19 protein-coding genes are annotated in these 20,727 nt (G+C 71.5%); 3 read left to right on the plus strand and 16 right to left on the minus strand.

The features are described 5' to 3' along the window. Window positions 1-70 precede the first annotated feature (70 nt). Both JHAT_RS24670 and JHAT_RS24675 read right to left on the minus strand, forming a co-directional pair. On the minus strand, window positions 71-2,689 hold the full coding sequence (locus tag JHAT_RS24670; protein WP_077800449.1) for an ABC transporter permease/substrate binding protein: 2,619 nt from the start codon (window positions 2,687-2,689) through the stop codon (window positions 71-73). Next, on the minus strand, window positions 2,682-3,770 hold the full coding sequence (locus tag JHAT_RS24675; protein ID WP_077800450.1) for a glycine betaine/L-proline ABC transporter ATP-binding protein: 1,089 nt from the start codon (window positions 3,768-3,770) through the stop codon (window positions 2,682-2,684). Before JHAT_RS24675 ends, JHAT_RS24670 begins: the two co-directional genes overlap by 8 nt. A gap of 195 nt (window positions 3,771-3,965) precedes the next feature. Here JHAT_RS24675 and JHAT_RS24680 point away from each other — a divergent pair, with 195 nt between their 5' ends. From JHAT_RS24680 to JHAT_RS24690, 3 genes are all read left to right on the plus strand, one after another. After that, complete coding sequence (locus JHAT_RS24680) at window positions 3,966-4,880, plus strand: 5'-3' exonuclease (protein ID WP_077800492.1); 915 nt, start codon at window positions 3,966-3,968, stop codon at window positions 4,878-4,880. A 162-nt stretch (window positions 4,881-5,042) separates the two neighbouring features. After that, complete coding sequence (locus tag JHAT_RS24685; protein ID WP_077800451.1) at window positions 5,043-5,885, plus strand: siderophore-interacting protein; 843 nt, start codon at window positions 5,043-5,045, stop codon at window positions 5,883-5,885. Window positions 5,886-6,113: 228 nt separating this feature from the next. After that, window positions 6,114-7,085, plus strand: coding sequence for an RluA family pseudouridine synthase (locus JHAT_RS24690; protein WP_077800452.1), 972 nt, complete (start codon window positions 6,114-6,116; stop codon window positions 7,083-7,085). On the opposite strand, the gene JHAT_RS24695 is transcribed toward JHAT_RS24690, so the two are convergent. The 14 genes from JHAT_RS24695 to JHAT_RS24760 all read right to left on the minus strand — a co-directional run bounded on the left by JHAT_RS24695 (window position 7,079) and on the right by JHAT_RS24760 (window position 20,668). After that, complete coding sequence (locus tag JHAT_RS24695) at window positions 7,079-8,548, minus strand: cytochrome P450 (RefSeq protein ID WP_077800453.1); 1,470 nt, start codon at window positions 8,546-8,548, stop codon at window positions 7,079-7,081. The genes JHAT_RS24690 and JHAT_RS24695 overlap by 7 nt on opposite strands. A 48-nt stretch (window positions 8,549-8,596) precedes the next feature. Beyond that, on the minus strand, window positions 8,597-9,217 hold the full coding sequence (locus JHAT_RS24700; RefSeq protein ID WP_077800454.1) for an ATP/GTP-binding protein: 621 nt from the start codon (window positions 9,215-9,217) through the stop codon (window positions 8,597-8,599). Then, on the minus strand, window positions 9,198-9,602 hold the full coding sequence (locus JHAT_RS24705; protein WP_077800455.1) for a DUF742 domain-containing protein: 405 nt from the start codon (window positions 9,600-9,602) through the stop codon (window positions 9,198-9,200). The genes JHAT_RS24700 and JHAT_RS24705 overlap by 20 nt, the downstream gene beginning before the upstream one ends. After that, window positions 9,599-9,976: a roadblock/LC7 domain-containing protein gene (locus JHAT_RS24710; RefSeq protein WP_375603589.1), complete on the minus strand. Its 378-nt coding sequence runs from the start codon at window positions 9,974-9,976 to the stop codon at window positions 9,599-9,601. Before JHAT_RS24710 ends, JHAT_RS24705 begins: the two co-directional genes overlap by 4 nt. 26 nt (window positions 9,977-10,002) lie before the next feature. After that, entirely contained in the window at window positions 10,003-11,610 is a 1,608-nt protein-coding gene (locus JHAT_RS24715) for a sensor histidine kinase KdpD (protein ID WP_077800457.1), read from the minus strand. Between the two features lie 406 nt (window positions 11,611-12,016). Beyond that, window positions 12,017-14,824 carry an RNA helicase gene (locus tag JHAT_RS24720; RefSeq protein WP_077800458.1) on the minus strand — a complete coding sequence of 936 codons (2,808 nt, stop codon included), beginning with the start codon at window positions 14,822-14,824 and terminating at the stop codon, window positions 12,017-12,019. 162 nt (window positions 14,825-14,986) lie between these two features. Then, window positions 14,987-15,892, minus strand: a complete 906-nt coding sequence (tatC, locus tag JHAT_RS24725) for a twin-arginine translocase subunit TatC (RefSeq protein ID WP_077800459.1) — start codon at window positions 15,890-15,892, stop codon at window positions 14,987-14,989. Between the two features lie 92 nt (window positions 15,893-15,984). Beyond that, on the minus strand, window positions 15,985-16,263 hold the full coding sequence (gene tatA, locus JHAT_RS24730) for a Sec-independent protein translocase subunit TatA (RefSeq protein WP_077800460.1): 279 nt from the start codon (window positions 16,261-16,263) through the stop codon (window positions 15,985-15,987). A 266-nt stretch (window positions 16,264-16,529) separates the two neighbouring features. After that, window positions 16,530-16,724, minus strand: coding sequence for a hypothetical protein (locus tag JHAT_RS24735; protein ID WP_077800461.1), 195 nt, complete (start codon window positions 16,722-16,724; stop codon window positions 16,530-16,532). Between the two features lie 48 nt (window positions 16,725-16,772). Further along, the gene (locus JHAT_RS24740; protein ID WP_077800493.1) at window positions 16,773-17,033 is read right to left on the minus strand and encodes a hypothetical protein; all 261 of its coding nucleotides are present in this window, start codon (window positions 17,031-17,033) and stop codon (window positions 16,773-16,775) included. A 29-nt stretch (window positions 17,034-17,062) separates the two neighbouring features. Beyond that, entirely contained in the window at window positions 17,063-18,127 is a 1,065-nt protein-coding gene (locus JHAT_RS24745; RefSeq protein WP_077800462.1) for a YafY family protein, read from the minus strand. An 18-nt stretch (window positions 18,128-18,145) separates the two neighbouring features. Next, window positions 18,146-19,099, minus strand: coding sequence for a YafY family protein (locus tag JHAT_RS24750; protein ID WP_077800463.1), 954 nt, complete (start codon window positions 19,097-19,099; stop codon window positions 18,146-18,148). Between the two features lie 137 nt (window positions 19,100-19,236). Next, on the minus strand, window positions 19,237-19,608 hold the full coding sequence (locus tag JHAT_RS24755) for an FKBP-type peptidyl-prolyl cis-trans isomerase (protein ID WP_077800464.1): 372 nt from the start codon (window positions 19,606-19,608) through the stop codon (window positions 19,237-19,239). Window positions 19,609-19,666: 58 nt separating this feature from the next. Further along, on the minus strand, window positions 19,667-20,668 hold the full coding sequence (locus JHAT_RS24760) for an FKBP-type peptidyl-prolyl cis-trans isomerase (protein ID WP_077800465.1): 1,002 nt from the start codon (window positions 20,666-20,668) through the stop codon (window positions 19,667-19,669). Window positions 20,669-20,727 lie beyond the last annotated feature (59 nt).

Consider the following 20,727-nt stretch of genomic DNA (forward strand, 5'->3'; position numbering starts at 1 on the left):
CGCGGGAACCCACCCCTCGGGGACGTCCGGTGCGGAGGAGCCGTCCTGCCGTCCTCCTGCGGACTTCGTCCTACTGCGGAGTCATCCGCTCGACCATGTCCGGGTGCTCCTCCAGCCAGGCCGCGACCGCCTGCTCCTCGTGTCCCTGGCCGCGGTCCTTGATCTCGGCCTCCAGGGAGCCGAGCTCGTCCTCGCTCATGCGGAAGTTCTTGATCCACTCGGTGAGCTGCGGGTACTGCCCGGGGAACGCCTTGCTGGAGATGGTGCGGATCGTGTTGCCCTCGCCGAAGGCCTTCTTGGGGTCCTTCAGCTTGGTCAGCCCGTACTCGCTGTACGCCCAGTGCGGTGACCACAGGACGACGGCGACGGGCTCGTGCTTGGCGTAGGCCCGCTTGAGCTCGGCCAGCATCGCCGGCGTGGAGCCGTCGACGACCTCGTACTCCTCGTCCAGGCCGTAGCCCGGCATGACCTCGTCCTTGAGCAGCTGCATCTCGCCGGTGCCGGGCTCGATGCCGATGATCTTCCCGTCGAAGAGGTCGGCCTTGCCCTTGAGGTCCGCGAGGGACGTGACGCCCTTCACGTACGAGGGGACGGCGATCTCCAGGGAGGTCGGCTGGTACCAGGTGCCCAGGTCGGTGAGCTCGTCCTTGTTCTTGTCCCAGTAGTTCTTCTGGGCGTGCGGCAGCCAGGCGTCGAAGTTGAGGTCGATGTCACCGGAGGCCAGGCCGGTGTAGACCGGGCCGACGTCCATCTGCTTGAGGTTCAGCTTGTAGCCGCGCCGCTCCAGGACGTTCTTCCACAGGTAGGTGACGGCGACGTCCTCGTCCCAGGGGAACCAGGCGACGTCCACGGCGCGCTCGGCCTCGGGCGGGGTGGCGCCGGACCCGGAGGAGACCGGGGCCAGCTCGTCGACGACGCCGGGGTTGGCCTTCAGCCAGGTGCGGACGGCGTCCTGCTGCCCGCCCTTGCCGGCCTTGTTGATCTCGGCCTCCAGGCTGGTGAGCTGCTCCTCGGTCATCGAGAAGTCCTTCAGCCACTTGCCGACGACCGGGTTGTCGTCCGCGAAGCCCTTGCGGGACAGCGTGTGCACGCCGTCGCCCTCGCCCCAGGCGCCCTTCGGGTCCTCGAGCTTCTTCAGGTCGTAGTCGTTGTACGCCCAGTGCGGCGACCAGAGCGTGGTGACGATCGGCTCCTGCTTGGCGTAGGCGCGCTTGAGCTCGGCCAGCATCGCCGGCGTGGAGCTGTCGACGACCTTGTACTCCTTGTCCAGGCCGTACTCCTTGAGGACCTTGCTCTTCAGCAGGGCCATCTCGCCGGCGCTGGCCTCGATGCCGGTGATCCTGCCGCCGAAGAGGTCGGCCTTGCCCTTGAGGTCCGCGAGGGAGTCGACGTCCTTCATGTACGCCGGGACGGACAGCTCCAGGGACGTCCGGTCGTACCAGGCGCCGAGGTCGTCGAGCTGCTCGCCGTACTTCTTCCAGTACTGCTCGTGCGTCGTCGGCAGCCAGGCGTCGGTCTGGAAGTCGATGCTGCCCTGGGCGAGCGAGGTGTACAGCGGTCCGGCCTCGAACTGCTTGACGTCGACCTGGAAGCCGCGCTGTTCGAGTATTTCCTTCCACAGGAAGGTGGAGGCGACGCCCTCGTCCCAGGGGATGTAGCCGATGCTGACCTTCTTGCCCTGGCCGACGTTCTCGCCGGCGGCCACGGCGGGGGCGTCGTCGCCGCTGTTGTCGAAGACGCCCATGCCGCCGGCCACCAGCGCGAGGATCACGACGCCGACGGCCGCGACCTTGGGGTGGGGCCGGTAGGACCGGATCTTCAGGCCCTGCGCGCTGCGGGCCTTGGCGGCGGCACGCCGGCCCAGCGGGGAGACCTGGGTGCCCAGGGCGCTGGTCATGCGGTCCAGGTAGATCGCGAGGATCACGATGGCGACACCGGCCTCGGAGCCGAGGCCGACGTTGAGCTGGCCGATGGCCTCGTTGACGTCGCCGCCGAGGCCGCCGGTGCCGACCATGCCGGCGATCGCGGCCATGGACAGGCCGAGCATGATGACCTGGTTGACGCCCGCCATCACCGTGGGCAGGGCCAGCGGGAGCTGGACGCGCAGCAGGGTGTTGCGGGGTGTGGTGCCGAAGGCCTCGGCGGCCTCGACCAGTTCCTTGTCGACCTGCCGGATGCCCAGCTCGGTCATGCGCACGCCCGGGGCGAGCGCGAAGATCAGGGTGGCGACGATGCCCGCGGAGGCGCCGGTGCCGAAGAACAGGATCGCCGGGATGAGGTAGATCATCGCGGGCAGCGTCTGCATGAAGTCCAGCACGGGCCGGACGACGCCGCTGACGCGGTCGGAGCGGGCCGCCCAGATGCCCACGGGCACCGAGACGACCAGGGCGATGATCGTGGCGACGAGGACCAGCGCCAGGGTGGTCATCGCGTTCTCCCACAGCTCCATGGAGACGATGAACGCGAATCCGAGGAACGTGAGGACACCGGCGACCGTGCCGCGCAGCCAGAAGGCGATGACCGCGAAGATGCCGACGAGCAGCAGCGGTTCGGGGGCCTGCAGGACGGCGTCGATGCCGTCGTAGGTGCCGGTGAAGACCGTCTTGAAGAAGTCGAAGAGCCACGCGACGTGCGCGAGCAGCCAGTCGACCGCGCTGTTGACCCAGTCGCCGAGCGGGATCCTAGGCACGGGACATCACCTTCTCCGGGCCCTTCTCCTGCGGCACGGCGCGGGCGCCGGCCGCGGCCTGCTCCTCGCCCAGGAAGGCGACGAGCCGCCGGGCCGGGACGACCCCGACGAGCCGGTCGTCGGCGTCGAGGACCGCCACGGGGTGCGACACCCGGGCGCTGATCGCGCACAGCTCGGTGAACGGCGTGTCGGGCCTGGCCGTCTCGCAGTCGCAGTCGGCCTCGTCGCCGCTCAGGTCGGTGTCCATGACGGAACCGGCGGTGAGCACGCGGGAGCGGTCGACGTCCTGGGTGAAGGAGGCGACGTAGTCGTTGGCGGGCCGCATGAGGATGTCCTGCGCGGTGCCCGTCTGCACGATGCGGCCGTCGCGCATGACGGCGATGCGGTCGCCCAGGCGCATGGCCTCGTTCAGGTCGTGGGTGATGAAGACGATGGTCTTCTTCAGGGTCTTCTGCAGTTCGATCAGCTGGTCCTGCATGTCGCGGCGGATCAGCGGGTCGAGGGCGCTGAACGACTCGTCCATCAGCAGCAGGTCGGCGTCGGTGGCGAGCGCGCGGGCCAGGCCGACGCGCTGCTGCATGCCGCCGGACAGCTCGTCCGGCCACGACTTCTCCCAGCCGGCCAGGCCGCACAGGGCGAGCGCCTCGTCGGCGCGGCGTTCGCGCTCGGCGCGGGGCACGCCCTGCACTTCAAGACCGTAGGCGGCGTTGTCACGGACGCTGCGGTGAGGGAAGAGCGCGAAGTGCTGGAAGACCATGCTGATCTTCTTGGAGCGGACCTCGCGCAGCTGCCGCTCGCTGATCTCGGTGAGGTCCTGGCCGCCGAAGCGGACGTGTCCGGCGGTCGGCTCCAGCAGGCCGTTGAGCATGCGCAGCAGCGTGGACTTGCCGGACCCGGACAGCCCCATGATCACGAAGATCTCTCCGGGCTCCACGGTGAAGGAGGCGTCGATGACGGCGGCCGTGGTGCCGTCGGCGCGCAGCTCCTCCCGGTCGGCCGACTTGCGCAGTCGTTCGACCGCCTGGTCCGGTTTTCTGCCGAACACCTTGTACAGGTGCTCGGCCTCTAGCCTCGCTGACACGCTTGACCTCTTGGCTCGGGGGCAGGGACAGGGATGCGAAGCCTGGCTAACAGTTGAATGCATCAACCAGCTACGACCCGGCTGCGCGCCTGCCCTGATCGCCCCGACCCAAACTCAAGAGTGATCCGGCTCACATGATCTTCACCTCTCGCCCGTACGACCTGCGGCATGATGCGAGGCGTGACCGGACGACTGATGCTCCTCGACACCGCCTCCCTCTACTTCCGCGCCTACTTCGGCGTGCCGGACTCCGTGAAGGCCCCCGACGGCACGCCGGTGAACGCCGTGCGCGGACTCCTCGACTTCATCGACCGCCTGGTGAAGGACCACCGCCCCGACCACCTGGTCGCCTGCATGGACGCCGACTGGCGTCCGCACTGGCGGGTGGAGCTGATCCCCTCCTACAAGGCGCACCGCGTCGCCGAGGAGCACCCGGCGGGCCCGGACACCGAGGAGGTGCCCGACACGCTGTCCCCGCAGGTGCCGGTCATCGAGGCCGTCCTCGACGCGCTCGGCATCGCCCGCGTCGGCGTGCCCGCGTACGAGGCGGACGACGTGATCGGCACGTACACCGCCCGCGCGAAGGGACCGGTGGACATCGTCACCGGCGACCGGGACCTCTACCAGCTCGTCGACGACGCCCGCGGGGTGCGCGTGCTCTACCCGCTCAAGGGCGTCGGCACGCTCCAGCTCACCGACGAGGCGGTCCTGCGCGAGAAGTACGGCGTGGACGGCCGCGGGTACGCCGATCTGGCGCTGCTGCGCGGCGACCCGAGCGACGGTCTGCCGGGGGTGGCCGGCATCGGCGAGAAGACGGCCGCCAAGCTGCTCGCCGAGTTCGGGAACCTCGCCGGGATCCTCGCGGCGGTCGACGACCCGGCGGCGAAGCTCACGCCCTCGCAGCGCAAGCGGCTGACCGAGGCCCGGCCGTACCTCGCGGCCGCCCCCCGGGTCGTCCGGGTCGCCGACGACGTCCCGCTGCCGGACGTCTCCACCGCGCTGCCGCACGCCCCGCGCGACAGGGCCGCGCTGGACGAGCTCGCGGTCCGTTGGGGACTGGGCGGATCCCTGGAACGGCTGCTGACGACGCTCACCGCACTCACCTCATGAGCCGTACCGTCCCGGCAGGCGGTGTCCGCGCCCGAATCGGCGTCCGGAGGAGGGGAAGCCGTACGGTGCGCCGGAGGACTCGTGGAGCCGGAGGCCATGAGGTCCCGACGGGTACGGGGGTGTTAACTTAGGTAAACCTAACTAAGGGATTGGGAGGCCGTCATGGCAGAGCGCCCGGGCCGCAGGCCGCGCAAGCCGCACACCGCACAGGTCGTCCGCACCGAACGGCTGACCCCGCACATGCAGCGCGTGGTCCTCGGCGGTGAGGGACTCTCCGCGTTCTCCGCGGACACCTGCACCGATCACTACGTGAAGCTGCTGTTCCCCGCCGAGGGCGTGACCTACCCGGAGCCCTTCGACATGGAGCGGATCCGCGAGGAGTTCCCGCGCGAGCAGTGGCCGGTGACCCGGACCTACACGGTGCGCCAGTGGGACGCCGAGCACCGCGAGCTGACCCTGGACTTCGTGATCCACGGTGACGAGGGGCTGGCCGGGCCCTGGGCGATGCGCGCCCGGCCGGGCGAGACCGTCCGCTTCATGGGCCCCGGCGGCGCCTACGCCCCCGATCCGGCCGCCGACTGGCACCTGCTCGCCGGCGACGAGAGCGCCCTGCCCGCGATCGCCCGGTCCCTGGAGTCGCTGCCCGACGGCGCCCGCGCGTTCGCCTTCGTCGAGGTCGAGGGCCCCCAGGAGGAGCAGAAGATCGACTCCGACGTGGAGGTCGTCTGGCTGCACCGCGGTGACCGTCCGGTGGGCCGGGCCCTGGTCGAGGCCGTGCGCGGTCTGGACTTCCCCGAGGGGCGGGTGCACGCGTTCGTGCACGGCGAGGCGGGCTGCGTGAAGGAGCTGCGCAGGCTGCTGCGGGTGGAGCGGGAGATCCCGCGCGAGGACCTGTCCATCTCCGGCTACTGGCGCCTCGGCCACGACGAGGACGGCTGGCAGGCGTCCAAGCGGGAGTGGAACGCCCGCGTCGAGGCGGAGCAGGAGGGTGCGTCGGCCGCGTAGGCGGGGGCGCCGTCGAGCACCTCGCGGCCGACCGCGTCACCGGGTCCCCGAGGGCCGTGCGGACGGCGGGCGCGTCCTCGGTGCGCCGGGGGCGCGGTACCGGTGGGGAGCACGGGCCGCGGGTGCGGCAGAGCGTGCCGGGCGGGTCACGACCTGCGTCCCGCCCAGGGCGCGGTGCGCGGACCACCCGTTTTCCACCGCCCTCCCCGCCTCGTACGCTGGCACCCGATGAGACGCCGTACGCCGCCCCCGCCCTCGCCCCTCCCCCAGCGCCACGGGGTGGACCCCGTGCGGGTACGACTGCCGGCCGCCGGGCCCTGGGGCACGGTCCGCGAGCACCTGGTGGAACGGCTGTCCGGCGCGGGCGCCGACACGGTCGACGGCATGTTCGACGCGGGCCGGATCGTCGGGGCCGACGGACGGGCGGTGGCGGCGGACGCGCCGTACGAGCCCGGGATGTACGTCTGGTTCCACCGCGAAGCGGCGCCGGAGACGCCGGTGCCCTTCCCGCTGGAGGTCGTGTACCGCGACGAGCACATCGTCGTCGCCGACAAGCCGCACTTCCTGGCCACCACCCCGCGCGGCGCCCACGTCACCGAGACCGCGCTCGCCCGGCTCCGGCGCGAGCTGGGCGTCCCGGCGCTCGGCGCCGCGCACCGCCTGGACCGGCTCACCGCCGGACTGGTGTTGTTCACGGTCCGCCCCGAGGAACGCGGCGCCTACCAGTCGCTGTTCCGCGACCGGCGGGTGCGCAAGGAGTACGAGGCCCTCGCGCCGTACGATCCCGCGCTCCCCCTGCCCCGGACCGTACGCAGCCGGATCGTGAAGGAGCGCGGGGTCCTGGCCGCCCGCCAGGTCGAGGGCGAGCCGAACGCCGTGAGCCGCGTCGAGCTGACCGAGCACCGCGGCCCGGGTCCGGCGGGCGCACCGGCGCTGGGACGGTACCGGCTGGTGCCCACCACCGGGCAGACCCACCAGCTGCGCGTGCACATGAACGCGCTCGGCGTGCCGATCCTCGGCGATCCCCTCTACCCCGAGGTGGCCCCGCCCGTGCCGGCCGGTGACTTCCGGCGCCCGCTGCAACTGCTGGCGCGGGAGCTGGCGTTCACCGACCCGGTCACGGGGCGCGCGCACCGGTTCCGGAGCGGACGGGCCCTCGGGGCGTGGGCGGCGTACGAGGAGTGGGCCGGCCGTCAGTAGCCGCGCCACCAGAGCAGGAAGCGTTGCCAGACCCCCTGGGGGCGGGCCGACGCCGTCGGCTCGGGCGGCGCGACCGCCGCCGTGGGGGCGGTGGGTGCGGCGGGTTCCGGTGCCGGCGGCGGGGCTCCGACGTGCCAGGCGGCGCGCTGCTGCGGCACCTCGGTGTGGCTCGGCCGCTGGTTCACGTCCTGCTGCGGCCGCGGTTCGAACCGCACCGGCAGTTCCACCAGGTGGCGCGACGCGATCGACGACCGCCAGCCGAGTTCGTCCTCGTCGCAGTCGAGCCGTACGTCCGGCAGCCGCATCAGCAGTGCGTCGATGCCGGCGTCCGCGATGGCACGCCCGATGTCCTGGCCGGGGCACTCGTGCGGGCCGCCGCCGAAGGCGAGGTGGGAGCGGTTGCCCTGCATGCTCGCGTCCAGGTCGGGGCGGATGCGCGGGTCGACGTTGCCCGGCGCGATGCCGAACAGCAGTCCGTCGCCCGCGCGGATGCGCTGGCCGCCCAGTTCCGTGTCCTGCTTGGCGAAGTAGGCGAGGACCGTGCTGAACGGCGGTTCGTCCCACAGGGACTGCTCGACCGCCTCGGGCACCGTCATCTGGCCGCCGCTGAGCTGGGCGCGGAAGCCCGGGTCGGTGAGCACCACGCGCAGCACGTTGCCGATGAGGTTGACGGTCGCCTCGTAGGCGGCGAGCAGGACCAGCCGCAGGTGTTCCCTGACCTCGTCGTCGGTGAGTCCGGCCGGGTGGGTGACGAGGTGGCTGGCGATGTCGTTCTCGGGCCGGGCCCGGCGGGCGACGCTGAGCCGTCCCAGGGCGTCCATGACGTAGGCGTGGCTGGCGATGGCGGTGTCGGTGCCCTTGAGCGTGTCGCGGGCGGCCTCCACCATCCGGTCGTTGTACTCGTCCGGCATGCCGAGGAGTTCGCACATGACGCCCATCGGCAGGTGTTCGGCGAACTGGCCGACGAGATCGGCGCGGCCCTCCTCGCAGAAGCGGTTGACGAGGCGCTGGGTGTGCCGTGTGATGTGCCGGCGCAGCCCCCGGTAGTCGATCGTGGACATGGCCCCGGTGACCGCGCCGCGCAGCCGTTTGTGCTCGTCGCCCTCGGCGTGCGAACAGATCGGCTGCCAGGCGATGTGCGGCATGAGCGGGTGGTCCGGCTTGACCATGCCCTCGTTGAGCGGGGTCCAGATGCGGCTGTCGCGGGAGAACTGGGCGGGGGTGCTCACCATGTGCAGGTTCTCGGCGTGCCCGAGGACCACCCACATCGGCACGTCGTCGTGGAGCAGCACCGGCGCCACCGGCCCGTACCGGTCGCGCAGCCGTTCGTAGAGCTCGTCCAGGTCGTCCGCCTCGTCGAGGCGGTGCAGTCCGCCCGGGCCGAGGCCGTGCGCGGGGCAGCCCGGGGGTGGCCCGGACAGGGGGTCGCCGGCTGTGGTCGGGGCGTGGCGTTCAGGCGTCACAGTGTCGCTCCGCGGAGAAGGTCAGGAAGTCGGAGAGGGGGCGCGGGGTCAGGTGAGCGCGCCCTTGACGGCGAGGGAGTGCAGGAAGCGCATCAGCGTCAGCAGGACGTCCCGGCTGGAGGCCCGGCGCCGCACGTCGCAGTCGAGGATGGGGATCTCCTCGGCCAGGTCGAGCGCGGCGCGCAGCTCCGCGACCGGGTAACGGGGCGCGTCCGGGAAGGAGTTGACGGCGACGACGAAGGGCACGCCGCGCTCCTCCAGCCGTCCCATGACGTCGAAGCTGACCTCGAGCCGGCGGGTGTCCACCAGGACCACCGCGCCGAGCGCGCCCTCGAACAGGCCGTTCCACAGGAACCAGAAGCGCTCCTGGCCGGGTGTGCCGAACAGGTACAGCACCAGCTGGTCGGTGATGCTGATGCGGCCGAAGTCCATGGCGACGGTGGTGGCGGTCTTGGAGGGGGACCCGTAGTTGTCGTCCACGCCGATGCCCGCCTGGGTCATCGTCTCCTCCGTGGTCAGCGGTCTGATCTCGCTGACCGAGCCGACCATGGTGGTCTTGCCGACCCCGAAACCGCCCACGATGACGATCTTCACGGCGGCCTCGGCCGTGTGCGGCAGCCGGTCCTCCGTCCGTGGGCCCGGGATGGTGTCAGAGCTTTTGAAGTCCATGCATCACCGCTTCGAGAAGGGATCGGTCGGCGACCTTCTGCCGGACGATCGGGGCGCGGGCCTGCACCAGTTCCGCCGTCAGCAGGTCGGTGAGCAGCACGGTCACCACACTGAACGGCAGGCTCAGGTAGGCCGACAGCTCGGCTACGGACAGGGGTGCGGCGCACAGCCGCAGCAGGGCCGCCTGTTCCGGTGTGGCGGACACCGGCGGGTCTGCGCGGGCCACGATCAGCGTGACCAGGTCGATGTCGGCGCGCGCGCCGCTTCCGTCCCCGCCGATGACGAAGAGCCGCTCGGGATTGCGGAGTTCGCCTTCCTCGGACGACGGGCCCGCCGCGGACGGCTCCTGTCCGGGGGTTCGCCTCTGGCGTTGCGGAGGCGTCATACGGTCTGCCCGTTGCGCCGTGCGGGACTGGTCAGATGGGGTCCGATGCGGGCGACGAGGTCGGCCATGCTGAGGCTCATCCGGCCGGGCTCGCAGCGGACGTCGGAGAGCACGGCGAGGTAGGCGTTGGGGCCGGCGGCCATCAGGTAGAAGTAGCCGCCGTTCATCTCGATGATGACCATCTTCATCTCACCGTCGCTGGTGGGGATCTCCTGGGCGACGGCTCCCGCGAGGCTCTGCAGGCCCGCGCAGGCCGCGGCGACCCGGTCGGCGGCGTCGGGGTCGCCGGAGTAGCGGGCGATGCGCAGGCCGTCGGCGGAGAGCACCACGATCATCTCGATGCCCGGGACGCCGTCGTAGAGGTCCCTGAGCATCCAGTCGTACTTGCCTTGCTGCTCGATCACTTGAGGTTCCCCTCGTCGTCGGCCGGGGCGCTGGCCGGCTGGTTGCTGGTCTGCTGGTGGGCCTGGGTCAGGCCCGGATGCTGCTTGAGGCCCTCCCAGAAGGCCGCGACCCACTGTCCCGGCGGGGTCACCTCGGCCGGCTCGGGCTCGGGGAGGGCCGGGATGCCGTTCCGGGTCCGCTCGGCGGCCTCGCGGGCCTCGCGCTCGGCCTCTTCGCGCTCCCAGGCCGCCTGCTCGGCGAGCCGCTGGCTGAGCGGCATCTTGACCCGGCTGCGGCGCTGCGGGAGGCCGCCCGCCGTCCACTCGGTGACCTCGGGGACGTCGTCCTCGAACGAGACCGTGGCCGGGATGCGCGGGCTGGTGGGGCGGCGGGTCTTGGGCCTGCGCTGGGGGCCGGGAAGGGCGTCGGGGCCCGGGGTGGGGATCGAGGTCGCGCCGATGCCGTGGGCGAGTCCGACGCCGGGCTCGGTGGTCGTCATCGTGTTGGGCACGATGAGGATGGCGCGGACCCCGCCGTACGCGGAGGCCCGCAGGGAGACGTCCATGCCGTACTGGGTGCACAGCCGGCCGACGACGGACAGGCCGAGGCGCGGGTGCTGGCTGAGGTCCTGCACGTCCGTGCCGCGCTTGGCGTCCTCGAGCAGGCCCTCGATGCGGGCGCGGGACTCCTCGCTGAGGCTGACGCCGGCGTCCTCGATCTCGATGCACACGCCGCTCTGCACCTCGGTCGCGGTGACGTGCACCTTGGACCCGGGCGGCGAGTAGCGGGTGGCGTTGTCGAGGAGTTCCGCGGCGGCGTGGATGACCGGCTCGACCGCGGTGCCCTTGATGTTGACCTTGGCGATGGAGGCCAGGTTGATCCGGCGGTACTCCAGGATCCGGGACATGGCGCCGCGCAGCACGCTGTAGAGCGCGACCGGGTCGGGCCACTGGCGTCCGGGACGGCCGCCGCCGATGACGGAGATGGAGTCGGCGAGCCGGCCGATCAGCGCGGTGCCGTGGTCGATGCGCAGGAGGTCGTCGAAGACCTCGGGGTTGCGGCCGTGGTCCTCCTCCATCTCGCGCAGTTCCTTGTTCTGCTGGTGGACGATCGCCTGGACGCGGCGGGCGATGTCGACGAAGGAGCGCTCGGCGGACTCGCGCATGGAGTCCTGGTGGTCGACGATCCCGCACACCATGCGGATGAGGTGGCGCTGGGGCTCGCCGAGATCGGCGTAGGAGGCGTCGAGTTCGTGCAGGTGCTTCATCACTTCGTCGGGGGTGTTCCCCCGGCGCATGTAGTGCAGCGCGGCGGGCAGGATCTCTTCGCCGATGCGGGCCATCTCCTCCTGATGGCCCGCCACCCGCCGTTCCAGGTACGCGCTGTGACGGGCGTGTTCGGCGCGCACGTCCCGCAGGGTGCGGCCCCGGCGCACCGCTTCGGCCGCCGTCGCGATCACCAGCAGTGTGGCGACGGCGCCGCACCAGCCGACGGCGAGCCGGGCCGGTTCCGCCACCAGGGCGAAGGCGGCCCCGGACGCCGCGGCCATCAGTACGGCGGGGAACAACAACGTGCGCGCGTACGGAAGTTCACGGCGCCCTGGAGGGGAATCAACACTCACCATGTAGGCCCTCTGAAAACGAATCGGCGGGTATGGGGGAGCTTGCAGGGGGGTATGTCCGGGAGTTGCCGGGACATTCTGCGCGTTGGGAACAAGCGCGCGAATTCACCTCAACTCGGTGCGCTGCGGGCGAGCTTAGTCCGAGCGGATCATCGCCGTGTCATATTCGGCAAGCACCTGAAACGGACACGGGGACCGGAGTACCCTCGGACCCATTTGCACACTGGGGAGTCATTCGAACACCTGGAGTAAGGGCGTTCGGGCGTGCGAAGGACACCCACCGTGACGAGGGGTCGGCGTGCCGGCGCCCCGGCACCGCAAAGGCCCGGCACGCGCAAAGGCCCGACAGGGCGTGGGCCGCCCCGTGTGCCGGGACGGTCCGCGCCCTGCCGGGCCGGTGGGGTACGGGTCAGCCCACGGACGAGTAGGCGACCACTCCGCGCAGCAGTCCGTCGACCGCCTTGCGCGCGTTCTTCGGGACCGTCGAGCCCTCGCGGGGCGCGGCCGCCGCGATCTGGCCGAGGACGTCGATGACCTGCTTGCACCAGCGCACGAAGTCGCCGGCCGGCATCTCCGCCTCGCGCAGCACCTCGTCGAGGCCCTTGCCGGACGCCCACTCGTACGCGGCCCAGGCGAAGCCGAGGTCGGGTTCGCGCTGGCCGACGCCCTCGGTCTGACTGATCCGGAACTCCTCCTCCAGGGCGTCCAGCCGGCCCCAGATGCGCACCGTCTCGCCGAGCGCGGCCTTGGCCTTGCCGGAGGGCACCTTCGGCGCCATCGCGTCGTCGGCGACCCGCGACTCGTAGACCAGCGCCGAGACGCAGGCGGCGAGTTCGGCCGGGGAGAGTCCCTCCCAGACGCCCTCGCGCAGGCACTCGCTGGCGAGCAGGTCCAGCTCGCCGTAGAGCCGGGCGAGCCGCTTGCCGTGCTCGGTGACCTCGTCGCCGCGCAGGTAGTCCATCTCGGTCAGCAGGGCGACGATGCGGTCGAAGGTGCGGGCGATGGTGTTCGTCCGTCCCTCGATCCGGCGTTCCAGCTGGGAGGTGTCGCGCAGCAGCCGGTGGTAGCGCTCGGCCCAGCGGGCGTGGTCCTCGCGGTCGTCGCAGCCGTGGCAGGGGTGGGCGCGGATGGCCTTGCGCAGCCGCGCGATCTCCCGGTCGTCGGCCGCCTGGGACCGCTTCTTGCGGGCCCGCTCCGGCGGGATGTGCCCGGCCTTGGTGCGCAGCGCGGAGGCGAGGTCGCGGCGGGACTGCGGGGAGCGCGGGTTGAAGGACTTCGGGATCCGCATCCGCTCCAGCGCCTCGACCGGCACCGGGAAGTCCATCGACGCCAGCCGCTTGACCTGCCGTTCGGCGGTGAGCACCAGCGGGCGCGGCCCGTCGTGGTGCTCGAAGCCGCGGTGGCCGTTGGTGCGCCCGGCGGGCAGGCCCGGGTCCAGCACCAGGGCGAGACCGGCGTACTTGCCCGTCGGCACGTGGATGACGTCACCCGGCTTCAGCTTCTCCAGCGCCACGGCGGCCTCGGCGCGCCGCTGGGCCGCGCCCTGCCGGGCCAGCTCGGTCTCGCGGTCCTTCAGCTCGCGGCGCAGCCGTGCGTACTCGTCGAAGTCGCCGAGGTGGCAGGTCATGGAGGCCTTGTAGCCCTCCAGCCCCTCCTCGTTGCGCTGGACCTGCCGGGAGATGCCGACGACCGACTTGTCGGCCTGGAACTGCGCGAAGGAGGTCTCCAGCAGCTCCCGCGAGCGGTGCCGGCCGAACTGCTCGACCAGGTTGACCGCCATGTTGTACGACGGCCGGAAGCTGGAGCGCAGCGGATACGTGCGGGTGCCGGCGAGGCCGGCGAGGTGCTCGGGGCTCATGCCGCGCTGCCACAGCACGACGGCGTGGCCCTCGACGTCGATGCCGCGCCGGCCGGCCCGGCCGGTGAGCTGCGTGTACTCGCCGGGGGTGATGTCGGCGTGCTGCTCGCCGTTCCACTTGACCAGCTTCTCCAGCACCACCGAACGGGCGGGCATGTTGATGCCGAGGGCGAGGGTCTCGGTGGCGAAGACGGCCTTGACCAGGCCGCGCACGAACAGCTCCTCGACGACCTCCTTGAAGGTCGGCAGCATGCCCGCGTGGTGGGCGGCGATGCCCCGCTCCAGGCCCTCCAGCCACTCGTAGTAGCCCAGGACGTGCAGGTCCTCGGTGGGGATGGAGGCGGTGCGCTCCTCGACGAGGGCGCGCACCTTGACGCGCGCCTCGTCGTCGTTGAGCCGCAGCCCGGCGTACAGGCACTGCTGGACGGCGGACTCGCAGGCGGCCCGGCTGAAGATGAAGGTGATCGCGGGCAGCAGGCCCTCGGCGTCGAGCCGCTCGATGACCTCGGGCCGGCCCGGCGTCCAGATGCGGGAGCGCTGCCGGCGCTCGCGCTCCCGGTCGGCCTCGCGCATGTGCCGGCCGCGGCGGCGGTCCTGGTACGAGGGGCGGGTCGCCTCCATGCGCGCCATGCGCATGAGGTCGGGGTTGACAGCCTTCTTGTGGCCCTCGCCCTCCTCGAACAGGTCGTACATGCGGCGACCGGCCAGCACGTGCTGGAACAGTGGCACCGGACGGTGTTCGGAGACGATCACCTGGGTGTCGCCGCGCACCGTGTCCAGCCAGTCGCCGAACTCCTCGGCGTTCGACACGGTCGCCGACAGCGACACCAGGGTCACCGACTCGGGGAGGTGGATGATCACTTCCTCCCACACGGCGCCGCGGAAGCGGTCGGAGAGGTAGTGCACCTCGTCCATCACCACGTACCCGAGGCCGAGGAGGGTCTGCGAGCCGGCGTACAGCATGTTCCGCAGGACCTCGGTGGTCATCACGACCACCGGGGCGTCGGAGTTCACGCTGTTGTCGCCGGTGAGCAGGCCCACCCTGTCGGCGCCGTAGCGGCGGCACAGGTCGGCGTACTTCTGGTTCGACAGGGCCTTGATGGGTGTCGTGTAGAAGCACTTCTTGCCCTGCCGGAGGGCGAGGTGGACGGCGAACTCGCCGACGATCGTCTTGCCGGAGCCGGTGGGCGCCGCGACCAGCACGCCCTTGCCGGCCTCGAGCGCCTGGCAGGCCTCGATCTGGAAGGGGTCGAGGCCGAAGTCGTACATCTCGCGGAAGGACGCGAGCGCGGTGGCCTGCTCGGCAGCGCGCTGACGGGCTGCCGCGTACCGCTCGGCCGGTGAGAGGTCCTCTGTCATCGTACTTTCGAGCGTACCGGGCGCCACCGACAACAGGACGATCTTTATCCGACCCCGACCCCGACCCGGGTACCCCTGACGCCCGCGACGTGTCGTGCGTCCCGGCCCCTCATCCGTGCCGCTGCCCTGCGTCGTGCGTCGTCCGCCGTCTCGGGTTCGGGCTCAGGTGATGTCGTCGTAGCCGTTGTACCGGGCCTGCGGGGCGCCGTCGGCGCTCCCGCCCGCCTGCTGGGGCAGGGCCCGCGACACCGACACGGGTTCGACCTCGTCGACCGGCTCCGGCGTGAGGTCGAGCGGCGACGCCTCGTCGTCGTCGAGTCCGGCGTCGGGGTCGGTGCGGCGCCGGCGCTTGTCGTTGAGCACGGAGAACCCGACCGCCAGGAAGTACAGGACGACAATCGGCCCCGCGAGCGCGATCATGCCGACGGGGTCGGTGGTGGGCGTCGCCACGGCACCGAAGATGAAAACGCCCATCACGACGCCGCGCCACCAGCCGGCCATCCTGCGTCCGGTGACGACACCGGCGGCGTTGAGCATGACGAGCACCAGGGGCAGCTCGAAGGCACCGCCGAAGATCAGGATCATCCGGACGATGAAGTCCAGGATCTTGTCCATCGGCAGGATGTTGGCCGAACCGTCCGGGGTGATCCCCAGTAGCACGCGCATGCTGACGGGCATGATCGTGTACGCGAGCCAGCCACCGCCCAGGAAGAGGGGTACGGCCGCCGCCACGAACCAGTACGTGTACTTCCGCTCGTGCTGGTGCAGGCCCGGTGCCACGAACGCCCAGAGCTGGTAGAGCCAGACCGGGCTGGAGATGATGATGCCCGCCATCAGGCACACCTTCACCGTCGTGGTGAAGGGCGACAGCAGGTCGGTGTAGGCGATGACGGCGCAGGCGCCGCCGGTGGACTCCCCGAGACCGTCGGTACAACGCGGCACGGGGTCCATGAGGAAGGTCATCAGCTGCTGGCTGTAGAAGGCAGCCACCACGGTGACGACGGTGATCGCCAGCATGCCTTTCGCGAGCCGGTTGCGCAGCTCGCGCAGGTGCTCCACGAGGGGCATCCGCCCCTCGGGATCCTTCTCTTTCTTGCGGGCAGACTTGAGCAACCCACATCCTCATCTCGTGCGGCGGGCCGGTCGCCACCGGCCCTGTGTCAGCGCTTGGTCGTGTCCGTCGGTTCGGCGACCGGGCGGGAGCTGGTCACGTCACCGGGGGCGGCCTGGATGGTGCGCTGCGCCGCGGTCTGCTCGGGATTCGGCGGATCGGCGGGGGCGGCGGACTTGTTCTCGTCCTTCATCGCCTTCGCCTCGGACTTGAGGATGCGCGCGGACTTGCCGAGCGAGCGCGCCATGTCCGGGAGCTTCTTCGCGCCGAACAACAGGATGATGACGACGAGAATAAGAATGATCTCGGTAGGTCCGAGCCTTCCCATAAGTCTTTACCTTCTCACCGAGGCGGCTGGGTGGGGTGCTGTCCGATCCGTCGGACAGGTGTCCGACCGACCGTGTTGTGCAGCGATCGTAACGCTCAGGGGTAAACGTGAGGCAATCCCCGTGCGTACTCCCGTCCGCGTCCGGGCCTCGTTTTCCGGACCGCGATCAGCAGCGTACCCCCCTGAACCCGCGCGGTGACAGGGCGAAGCCACCCTGGGCGCGGCTCACGGGCACCCGTCGGACCGCTCCTGAAATGCGGCGGGGCTCACAGGGCGTCCACGGAGCGGGCGGCGCTCTGGGCCGCCCGCTCCAGATCCGCGGCGGCCCGGTTGATCCGGGACGCCGAGTCCGTCACCTGCCGGCCCAGGCGCTGCGCCTCCACGAACACCCGTACGGCGAACACCGCGAGAACGGCAAGACCCAGGAAACCCACGGCAACCGCGAACATCGGCCAGAACATGACACCGAGCCTAGACCGTCCCGCGGACTGCTCGTGAACGCCGGTCGGTCACACGGTGGAGTGCAGCCGCAGGGTCCTGACCCCGCCGCCGGTGAGCAGTTCCACGATCCGCTCCCCCGCGGGCTTGCGGACGGCCGACCCGCACCCGGGGCACGTGAACGAGTAGAACGTGGTGCGGCTCGTGGCGCCGATGGCCAGGCGCAGAGCGCTCGCGGCGAGTTCGAAGCGGCCCCGGCAGTCGGGGCAGCCGGCCCTGAAGACGACCGGGGAGACGCGTCTCATACCGGCGAACGCGGACGTCGCCGTCATGCTCTGCCGACCGGTCCCGGTCGCCTCGCTCACCGTTCCCGCTCCCGCGTGTCGGGCTCCGTGCCCGGACCGTCGGGCACCGCGGGCTCCCGCGTCGGCGCCGCGCCGGCCTCGGTCCCGTCGTACGCCGCGAGCGCCTCGCGGGCGGCCTGCCGGGCGCTGTCGGCGAGCTCGGGCGGGGACACGATCCGGCCGTCGCGCCCGAGCCGGAGCGCCAGCCGCCGCAGGGACGCCGGGTCGGGCGTGCGCAGGGTGATGCGCAGGCCGCCCTCGGGCAGCTCCTGCGCGCTGTCGTGCGGGTAGTACTCGGCGACCCAGCGTCCGCCCGGGCCGACCTCCACGACGACCTCGGGGTCCTCGGCGGCCGGCTGCACCAGTGCCTCGGACAGGTCCCGCAGCTCCACCTCCGGCGGCGCGGCCGGCTCGTCCAGGATCCGGATCTCGGCGACCCGGTCGAGCCGGAAGGTGCGCCGCGCCTCGGAGCGGCGGCACCAGGCCTCCACGTAGGTGTGCCCGACGCTGACGAGGCGGATGGGGTCGATCTCGCGTTCGGTGAGCTCGTCGCGGGCCGGCGAGTAGTAGCGGATCCACAGCCGCCGGCGCTCGGAGATCGCCCGGTCGACGTCGGCGAAGACGCCGCCCTCGGACTCGAAGGTGACGGACAGGCGCGAGCTGGCACCCGCCGCCTCGCCGGCCGCGGCCTCCACCTTGGCGGTCGCCCGCAGCAGCGCCTGCCGGTCGCCCTCGCGCAGCCCGGGCAGGGTCGCCACGGCGCGGGCGGCGACGAGCAGCGCGGTGGCCTCGTCGGCGGCGAGCCGCAGCGGCTCGGCCGCGTCCGCGCCCAGGGCCGCGGGGTTGTGCCACCAGATGCGCTCGCCGTCGGTGTCGATGTCGAGCAGGTCGCCGCCGCGGAAGCTGGTGCCGCACATGGGCAGCACGTCGAGGTCGGAGACCAGCTCGTCCTCGGTGATGCCGAAGGCGCGCGCGACGTCCTCGACACGGGCGCCGGGACGCTCGCGCAGATACGTCACCAGGGACAGCATCCGTCGCGTCTGGTCGATGGCGTTCACGGGCCTGACCGGTTTGCCTGCCACTGTGTTGTCCGCTCCCCCTCAGCCCTTGGCCACGGCACGCAGCCGGTCCACCACGTCCGCACGCAGCTCCGCGGGCTCCAGGACCACCACGTCCGGCCCGAACTCCACCAGCCAGGCGTCCAGGCCGTGCCCGTACGGAATCTCCAACTCGTCCCAGCCGTCACCGTGTTCCCGCACGGCGGTGGCCTTCGCCCGAAGGGGGTAGCCCGCGCCCGCGCGCAGCCGGATCAGCGCGGAGCGGTCGGCGGTCTCGCCCGCCCAGCTCGCCACCGTCTCACGGACGGTGACGACGTCGGGCACGGGCGCGGTGAACCGCGCTCCGCGCGAGCGCACCTTGCCGGTGATCCGCGACAGCCGGAAGACCCGCTCCGCACCGCGGTCGCGGTCGAACCCGGCCAGGTACCAGTGGCCGCGCCAGCACTCCAGGGCCCACGGCTCGACGTGCCGGGGCTCGGGCTGCGCGGCGTTGGCCTTGCGGTACTCGAAGAGGACCGGGCGGCGGTCGCGGCAGGCCAGCATGAGCGGCTCGAAGGCGGCCTCGTGCACCGGGATGCGCGGCTCGAGCGCGCTGTGCGCCTCGTAGGGGTCGACGTCCTCGGGCAGCCCGGCCGCCCGCAGCTTCTGCAGCGCGCCGCTGGCGGCGCCGGCGAGCCTGGCCTGCTGCCAGACCTTGGCGGCGAGCCCGAGAGCGGCGGCCTCCTCGGCGTCCAGGGTGATGGGCGGCAGCCGGTTGCTGTCACGGCGGGCCAGGTAGCCGATCTCGCCGTCGAGGCCCTCGACGGTCTCGATGACCAGACCGAGTTCCCGCAGGTCGTCCTTGTCCCGCTCGAACATGCGGTTGAAGGAGTCGTCGGAGCCCGCCTCGAGGTAGGCCTCGATGGAGTCACGCAGCTCGCGCTTGCTGAGTGGCCGCCGTGCCCCGAGCAGACACAGTGCCAGGTTCATCAGCCGCTCGGCCTTGGCAATGGCCATCGACGCCCTTCTCCCTATGGTGCTTACGACGGATGACCGTACCGCCCCGCGGTGGCGCGGCAAAAGCCGAGGGTCCACGCCCGGACGGGCATGGACCCCAGGTGATCGGCTTCCACCGGATTCCGGTCGGACTGCGATCAGACTCCGAGAAGGTCGACCACGAAGATCAGCGTCTCGCCGGGCTGGATCGCCGGGGTCGGGCTCTGGTCGCCGTAGGCGAGGTGGGCGGGGATGGTCAGCTGGCGGCGGCCGCCGACCTTCATGCCCTGCACGCCCTGGTCCCAGCCCTTGATGACCCGGCCGCCACCGAGCGGGAAGCGGAACGGCGTACCGCGGTTCCAGCTGGCGTCGAACTCCTCGCCCGTGCTGAAGGCCACGCCCACGTAGTGGACGGTCACCGTCTGGCCGGCCTCGGCGACCGGGCCGTCGCCCTCCCAGATGTCCTTGATCTCGAGGTCCGCCGGGGGCTCGCCGCCCGGGAAGTCGATCTCGGGCTTGTCGATGCTCACGTGTCTAGCTCCTGCTTGTCTGCGGAAAGGCAACGTCCAAGTCTTACATCCCCGCCGGTCACATCTTCGCGAGGATGTCGACCGAGAAGACCAGCGTCGAGTCCTTCTCGATGCCGCTGTCCTGGGGCGGGTTGTCGCCGTAGCCCAGGTCCGGCGGGATGACGATCAGGACGCGGCTGCCGACCTTCTTGCCGGTCAGGCCCTGCGACCAGCCCTTGACGACCTGCTGGAGCGAGAACGACGCCAGCTGCTTCCTGCTGTACGTGGAGTCGAACTCCTTGCCGCCGTCCCACACCACGCCCTTGTACTGCACGAGCACGGTGTCCTGCGCGGCGACCTCGGGGCCGTCGCCCTCGATCACGTAGTTCGCCACGAGCTTCTTCGGCGCCGCCGTGTCGGGCACCTCGATGGAGGGCGCGGCACCGTCGGTGTTGGTGCCGACCTCGGGCAGCGCCGCGTCGTCCTGCGCGACCTCCTTGCCCTTGACGGAGCTCTTGCCGTTGAAGACGTCCTTCACGTCGACCACGAACACCAGGGTGTCGGTGCCCTTGATGCCGCCCTGCGGGCTGCCCTCGTCGCCGTACCCGTAGGCCGGCGGGACGGCCATCTGCACGCGGCTGCCGGCCTTCTTGCCCGCGAGCGCGTACCGCCAGCCGTCGATGATGCTGCCCTGCGCCAGCTGGATGACGATCGGGGCCTTGCGGTCGTAGGAGTTGTCGAAGACCTTCCCGGTGTCCCAGATCTGGCCCAGGTAGTCCGCCGCCAGGTAGTCGTTCTCCGCGATCGTCTGGCCGCCGCCGGCGATCACCGTCTTCACCGCGAGGTCCTTGGACGGCTCGCCGCTGCCCTTGGCCACCGTCGGCTTCTCGCCGAACTTCGTACCCGCCGTGATCGCCGGCAGCGGGCCGTCGACGATCTTCGGGGTCGGCGGCGTGGACGTGGCCGGCGCCTGGGGCGTCGCACTGTCGCTGGCCTTGCTCGAGCCGGCGTCCTCGTCGCCGCACGCGGCGAGTGTGACCAGTCCGGCGGGAACGGCGATGAGGAGGGAGCGTCGGCGCACGGTGGGGGCCTCGTAATCGGTGTCGGTCGATCGTGTTTGCTGGCGTGCGCGCAACTCTA

This window comes from Streptomyces sp. JHA26 (genome assembly GCF_002005565.1).
Lineage (GTDB): Bacteria > Actinomycetota > Actinomycetes > Streptomycetales > Streptomycetaceae > Streptomyces.

Coding starts and splice junctions, on each gene's coding strand:
- JHAT_RS24680 (WP_077800492.1), top strand. CDS start 3,966: ATGCTCCTCGACACCGCCTCCCTCTACTTCCGCGCCTACTTCGGCGTG.
- JHAT_RS24685 (WP_077800451.1), top strand. CDS start 5,043: ATGGCAGAGCGCCCGGGCCGCAGGCCGCGCAAGCCGCACACCGCACAG.
- JHAT_RS24690 (WP_077800452.1), top strand. CDS start 6,114: ATGAGACGCCGTACGCCGCCCCCGCCCTCGCCCCTCCCCCAGCGCCAC.
- JHAT_RS24700 (WP_077800454.1), bottom strand. CDS start 9,217: ATGGACTTCAAAAGCTCTGACACCATCCCGGGCCCACGGACGGAGGAC.
- JHAT_RS24705 (WP_077800455.1), bottom strand. CDS start 9,602: ATGACGCCTCCGCAACGCCAGAGGCGAACCCCCGGACAGGAGCCGTCC.
- JHAT_RS24710 (WP_375603589.1), bottom strand. CDS start 9,976: ATGCTCAGGGACCTCTACGACGGCGTCCCGGGCATCGAGATGATCGTG.
- JHAT_RS24715 (WP_077800457.1), bottom strand. CDS start 11,610: ATGGTGAGTGTTGATTCCCCTCCAGGGCGCCGTGAACTTCCGTACGCG.
- JHAT_RS24720 (WP_077800458.1), bottom strand. CDS start 14,824: ATGACAGAGGACCTCTCACCGGCCGAGCGGTACGCGGCAGCCCGTCAG.
- tatC (WP_077800459.1), bottom strand. CDS start 15,892: ATGCCCCTCGTGGAGCACCTGCGCGAGCTGCGCAACCGGCTCGCGAAA.
- tatA (WP_077800460.1), bottom strand. CDS start 16,263: ATGGGAAGGCTCGGACCTACCGAGATCATTCTTATTCTCGTCGTCATC.
- JHAT_RS24735 (WP_077800461.1), bottom strand. CDS start 16,724: ATGTTCTGGCCGATGTTCGCGGTTGCCGTGGGTTTCCTGGGTCTTGCC.
- JHAT_RS24740 (WP_077800493.1), bottom strand. CDS start 17,033: ATGACGGCGACGTCCGCGTTCGCCGGTATGAGACGCGTCTCCCCGGTC.
- JHAT_RS24750 (WP_077800463.1), bottom strand. CDS start 19,099: ATGGCCATTGCCAAGGCCGAGCGGCTGATGAACCTGGCACTGTGTCTG.